Source organism: Acidobacteriota bacterium, assembly GCA_040756905.1.
GTDB lineage: Bacteria > Acidobacteriota > Aminicenantia > JBFLYD01 > JBFLYD01 > JBFLYD01.
Genome location: JBFLYD010000036.1, coordinates 1 through 6,152, shown reverse-complemented (window position 1 = coordinate 6,152; position 6,152 = coordinate 1). Strand labels below are relative to the sequence as shown.

Below are 6,152 nucleotides of genomic sequence, written 5' to 3'. Positions count from 1 at the left end.
TGCCAGAATACGGTTCTTTTAGTGAATATAAGCATGGGTACTTATCAGGTGAGCTTATTTTAGGGTTGCTTAATGCAAGGCTAAAGCCTTGCCCTACATGTAACAATATTTTATGCGTTTGCTATAAATTAAGGAATTCATAATATCTCTACTTCAATCACTTAATTTTTTTGGAATAAATATAGTTAGTGCGGGAGCACTCATGCTTCGCTCCCCCTCACTTATTAAAAGGGAAAGAATATATAACTTATACATAATTTAAAAAACATTATCTTCCCTTAATTTTAATTTCACTCATACTTTAAAATAAGTGAGAGAAACCATGCCCGCTACGCATTCGTGACGGTTTTCTCCGCCACCCTTCCTGCTCACTCTTTTATGTTTAGAATTTACTCTTTATTAAGGATTAAGATGTTCTTGGATATACCGCTCAGAAGATGGTTGACCTATTAACTTAAATTAAATAATTAATACAAACGAATTAAATAAATTGACATGTAGGGCAAGGCTTCAGTCTTGCATAATTTCATTAAATAATGCAAAGCTAAAGCTTTGCCCTACATTTATTATTTGAATTAGATCTACATTTTCATCTCATACATTTGTTGTAGGGCAAGGCTTTAGCTTTGCATCAAGCAACCCCCGAATCAACCCATGAAACAAAGTTCAGGGCAAGGTTCGATGCAGGCTCTGAAGGGTTGCCCTACAAATTATTTATTGCTTTTGTATTAATGCAAACGCAATTGATCTATTGTCATTGGCAACCTTTTAGATTCCGAAACAAGTGCTGAACTCATTTCAGCATCTTATTTAATGCTTTTGTATTAATAATGAAGATTGCCCCCTTTTTCTTGATATACATAAGGATAAAACTGTAAAATTTTGCTTTCGTTCTTCAGAGTAAAAAATATTATTGAATTAACAGGATTTTATGGTAATAATATTTCCCTTAATATAAATTAATTGTAAGAGGAGGAAAGGATGCTTAATGGTTCTGAGATTATGTTATTCATATTTGTCTTATCCCTTGCTTTTTTTGCATTCTTCGACCCTTTAATATTAAAAATAAAACTTTTAGCAATCGGAAAAAAAGAGAAAAGGTTCGACAGGATAGGGAAAAGATTTCTCAGTTCATCTTTTAGAACTTTCTCCCAGACTTGCACCCTGAAAGAAAGGTTAATTACAGGTTTGATGCATTTTTTTGTTTTCTGGGCATTTGTTCTTTTCCTCCTTGCCACAACAAATCATCTTATCGAAGGATTTATAAAAAATTTTTTTATTTTTGGAAATTATAAAGTTGGATTTTTATTTACTCTTTTAATCGATTCTTTGGCATTCCTTGTACTTCTGAGCTGTGGATATTTTGCGGTAAGAAGATATATATTCAAACCGGAAGGCTTAACAGTCCCTTCTCCTGAGTCAGCAACTGTTCTTTTTTTCCTTTACACAGCAATGGTTACATACCTTCTTTTTGAGGGAATGAAAATTTCCTCCGGAGACCCGGTAAGGGGAGCCTACTTGGGCGAAATAATCTCCTCTCAGATTTTTTCAGGAAACAACAGTCAATTTCTTTTGCATTTTTTATGGTGGGCTCACATACTTACAATCATGGGATTTGGAATCTACATTCCCCGTTCAAAACACATGCATCTTCTGGCAGGACCCATAAACCTTTTCTTTCAGAATTTAGAGCCTATGGGAGCGATCAAGCCGATTGATTTTGAAAACGAAGAAAGATTTGGGATTAAGTACATCGAGGATTTTACCTGGAAAGACCAGTTAGATTCCTATGCATGCGCTGAATGTGGAAGATGCCAGGATTTCTGCCCAGCATATAACTCAGAAAAACCTCTATCTCCAAAAGACATTATCGTAAAGATTAAAAAAGATCTACTTCCTCAGGCTGAGTTTTTACTCACAAAGAAAAATGGTGAGTTTTCCAGACCCCTTATGGAAAGAACTTTTTTTCATGATGAAATATGGAGCTGCACCACATGCGCTGCATGTGAAGTGACCTGTCCGATGATGAATGAGCATATATCAAAGATAATTGGTTTAAGGCAATCAGAAGTTTTAATGGAGGGAAGGTTTCCTCCGGAGCTTATCCCCGCATTTAAAAACCTTGAAACAAATTTTAATCCTTGGGGAGTGGGGTTCACATCAAGAAAGGACTGGACAGAGGGAATGAATGTTAAAACCTTTGCAGAAAAAGGTGATGCTGAGTATCTTTTATGGATTGGATGCGCTGGTTCGTATGATGAAAGGAATAAGAAAATTTCTAAAGCAATGGTTCGAATTCTTGCTAAAGCTGGTGTTGATTTTGCGATTCTTGGCAATGAGGAGAAGTGCTGCGGTGACCCTGCAAGAAGAACCGGAAATGAATATCTTTTCCAGAACCTCTGTCAGGAAAATATCAAAACATTTAATAAATATCGAATAAAGAAGATAATAACTTTCTGTCCCCATGGCTATAACACTTTAAAAAATGAATACCCACAGTTTGGTGGAAACCATGAGGTTTTCCACCATACAGAGTTTATTTCAAAACTCCTTTCTGAAGGCAGACTATCTATTCCCCAGACAAGCCAGAGAAACCAAAGAAGCCAGATAAATCAGATTAACGGAAAAAACGAGAGAAACCAGATAGACGAAATAAACCAGACAGACTATATCACCTACCACGACCCATGCTATCTCGGAAGACACAATGAGATTTACGATATACCGAGAGAATTAATAAAAAAGTTCTCAAAAGAACCGCTTAGGGAAATGAAGCATTACAAATTCCATAGCCTTTGTTGTGGAGCAGGGGGAGGAAGGATGTGGATGGAAGAGAAAATAGGGAAAAGAATAAATCATATGAGAGCTGAAGAAGCAATTGAATCAAAAGCCGATACAATAATCACAGCCTGTCCCTTCTGCATGACAATGCTTTCCGACGCAATGAAAGACAAAGGAATAGAAAATATTTCAATCTTAGATTTGGCTGAATTTATAAGTAAAACAGATTAGGGTAATCAGCAAGGGTGACCCCCAATTAGTGGGAAGACACAACGAAATTTATGAGATGGGTAAAAAATTACTTGTAAATTGAGAAAAATATTAATAAAATTTTAGGGATATGAAAGAGAGATTTGAAGAAGTAGAGAAAAAGTTTGAAGAACTAAAGAAGAAAAGGGATACCCATCTAATCTCGGATGAGGAGTGGAAAGAAGAACTTCGCAAATTAATCATAAGGGATGATGATGGTAAATTCTGGATGGTTGGAGCTTTATCAGGGAAATGGCATTACTACGATGGAAAACAATGGATTCAGACTGATCCTCCTTATAAAAGAGTTGAGCCAGAATTTAAAGAGTGCCCATTCTGCGGGTTTGAGAACCCTGTAAAGGAAAAGATCTGTGTGCGATGCGGAAAAGACATGGAACAATTGGAAAGAGAAAAAATTACCTGTTCGAACTGTAATTTTGTTTTTTTACAAGAATTTAAGTTCTGTCCAAATTGTGGACAGAGTGTAGAAGGAGAGGAGGAAGAGATGGAAAGTAAAAAAATTACATTGAAAATAAATCAGATAAAAATCCTTTCGGCATTTTTCTTCTTTGGGGGGATTGGTTTGATCGCAGGAATAATAGCTGGAGCTCTCTTTGGAGTGATGGATAGATACTGGAATGATTTGATTTTGCTCCCTGATTTTTTAACTGATTTTCGAGGGAAGTTTATGGGTGGCTTCATATTTGGCTCTCTTGGTGCCATAGGAGGCTTTGTTGGTTTTGGAATTTTAGGTTCTCTTCTCTCTCTCTTTTTGAATTTCCTGTTTTTTATCTTCGGCGGAATCAAAATAACTTACACAAAAGAATAAAAATCAGGGAAATAGGCGAATTTTTTAAAGAAGTCAACCATCCCCATTCGCTCAGAAGTTCTCTATCATTATAGTTTAAGAGTGATCAGCAAGGGTGACTCCGAAATTAAAGGGATTTCGATTCTCTTAGAGAGGTCAATTATCCCCTTCGCTCAGATCTCCTCGCATCAAAATCTATGCTCGTTCGTTCAAATAATCTCCTATTGTTCAAGGTTGAATAATAGCTTAAATGATAGATTCTTTCTCGCTCACGTTCGAGATATTCTTTCTCTTTCGATAATCTAAATATAGGAGATTATTCTCACTCACTTCGCAGATTTTTAGATGCTCGTCGATATACCGCTCAGGAGATAATTGACCTCTTATTTAAAAGAAATAAATTTTTTTGGCCACCCTTCCTGCTCACTCTTTTATGTTTAGAATTTACTCTTTATTAAGTAGTAAGATGTTCTTGGATATACCGCTCAGAAGATGGTTGACCTCTCAATTTGAATCAAGGGGATTTTTCCCAGGTTACTTTAACATCTGCGGCTTTTTTCAACATCGCTGATACAGAGCAATATTTTTCCTGAGAAAGGGAGATCGACCTTTCGATCGCCTCATCGGATAAATTTTCTCCTTTGAATACATAATGCAAAGAGATGTTTTTATAAACCTTTGGATGTTCTTCAAACCTTTCTCCTGAGATTTTAATTTCAAGCCCGGTGAGTTTTTCTCTTTTCTTTTTCATTATTGAGATTACATCCATAGCAGTGCATCCTCCAAGAGCAATCAGCACTAATTCCATCGGTTTGTTTCCCATCTCAAACCCGCCAGCCTCAGTTGAAGTATCAATCACTATCGCATGTTTAGAATCTGAATAGCCGATAAGCTGAAGTGAATTTACCATTTTTACTGTTGCATTTACAGTGCTACTTCCTGCCATTTATTTCCTCCTTAAATTAAATTCAAATGAATTAAAATTTGTTACATCTTACTCGTTTTCCCCTCATCCCTCCTTCTCCCCTCAGGAAAGAGGATTTAGGGGAGGGGACAGGAATGCATCAGAATTAAATGCTTTTGTATTAGTTAAATATTTATAATTGAAATAAGGGATTTCTCTGATGAATACTTCTAAAATGTTTATGTCAGTTTTCCTCATCCATTTAATTAAGGTTTTTATTATATTTTTTATATTTTTTTATCTCAAGTCAGAAAAAAGGGGACAGGCTACTTTTTTATTTTTCTTTTTTTTCACTTTTTTAGAATTGAATGTTTCACTAATTTTCTTGACATTCCAGAGCTTATGAAATAAGGTGAGGCTCATACCCCAGTTACTTAAATCCCTATCTTTCTTTAATTGTTATTTCAATTACCTAAATTTCAATTCAAATTTTTTCTTAAAAAATGTTGAAAGAAATTTTTCTTTAGTATATAGATAATAGATTAAATTGATATTGCTAAATGGGTAAATGGGTCTCAGGCTTGACACCAATGTTTTTTTTGGGTCAAGACTAATATTTATTATTAGTCTTGACATTTGTAAATTATTAATACAAACGCATTGAATAAATTGTAGGGCAACCCTTTAGAGCCTGCCCCGAACTTGATTCGGGGGTTGCTTGATGCAAGGCTAAAGCCTTGCCCTACATGTAAAAATATTTTGTGCGTTTGTATTAGTATTGGGAATCTGAGAAATGGAATTATTTTTGGCATTTTTAATCATCGGTTTGCTAGCAGGATTAATGCTTTTTGCAAGCTCATTCCTTGGCCCGAAATCAACAAACCCTCAAAAGGAAACTCCTTTTGAATGCGGAAGCCCCCTCCTCGAAGAAGAGATAAAGCCATTTCCGATTAAATATTACACTGTGGGGTTGCTCTTCCTCCTTTTTGACATAGAAATTGCTTTTCTTTTTCCATGGGCATTAGTATTTCGGAAAATCGATGTATACGTAGCGCTTTTTTCAGTGATAATATTCATAGCAATTCTTGCAGTGGGTTTCATTTGGGCATGGAAAAGAGGCGCCCTCAACTGGGAATAATGCAAAAAACAAATGGGGTCAGGTCTCATTTTTTGCATTTTTATAATTCGGAGATTGACCAATGACCAAAATTTCATAAATTAACCAATTGAATGAAATGAAAAATAAAAAGAACATAAAATACAATTTAAAAAAAACTAATATTTCAAGACCTGACTATAATATATTTTTATTAAAATATAGATATAACATTGAAAATATCAAATTCCTATGCAAGGGAGAGAAAATATTGTATAAGAAAAAAGGAGAGTGGCTTGACCTGACTGCCCTCC

The 6,152-nt window shown here is 35.3% G+C and carries 4 protein-coding genes; 3 read left to right on the top strand and 1 reads right to left on the bottom strand.

Annotated features, from left to right (window positions below; all coding sequences use genetic code 11):
• Window positions 1-981: 981 nt before the first annotated feature.
• Both AB1410_05605 and AB1410_05600 read left to right on the top strand, forming a co-directional pair.
• The gene (locus AB1410_05605; protein ID MEW6456173.1) at window positions 982-3,012 is read left to right on the top strand and encodes a (Fe-S)-binding protein; all 2,031 of its coding nucleotides are present in this window, start codon (window positions 982-984) and stop codon (window positions 3,010-3,012) included.
• Between the two features lie 109 nt (window positions 3,013-3,121).
• Window positions 3,122-3,859, top strand: coding sequence for a zinc ribbon domain-containing protein (locus AB1410_05600; protein MEW6456172.1), 738 nt, complete (start codon window positions 3,122-3,124; stop codon window positions 3,857-3,859).
• Between the two features lie 493 nt (window positions 3,860-4,352).
• Here the strand turns inward: AB1410_05600 and AB1410_05595 are convergent, their stop codons facing one another.
• A complete protein-coding gene (locus tag AB1410_05595) occupies window positions 4,353-4,784 on the bottom strand; it encodes an OsmC family protein (GenBank protein MEW6456171.1) in 432 nt (143 codons plus the stop codon).
• A 751-nt stretch (window positions 4,785-5,535) separates the two neighbouring features.
• Here AB1410_05595 and AB1410_05590 point away from each other — a divergent pair.
• On the top strand, window positions 5,536-5,880 hold the full coding sequence (locus AB1410_05590; GenBank protein ID MEW6456170.1) for an NADH-quinone oxidoreductase subunit A: 345 nt from the start codon (window positions 5,536-5,538) through the stop codon (window positions 5,878-5,880).
• Window positions 5,881-6,152 lie beyond the last annotated feature (272 nt).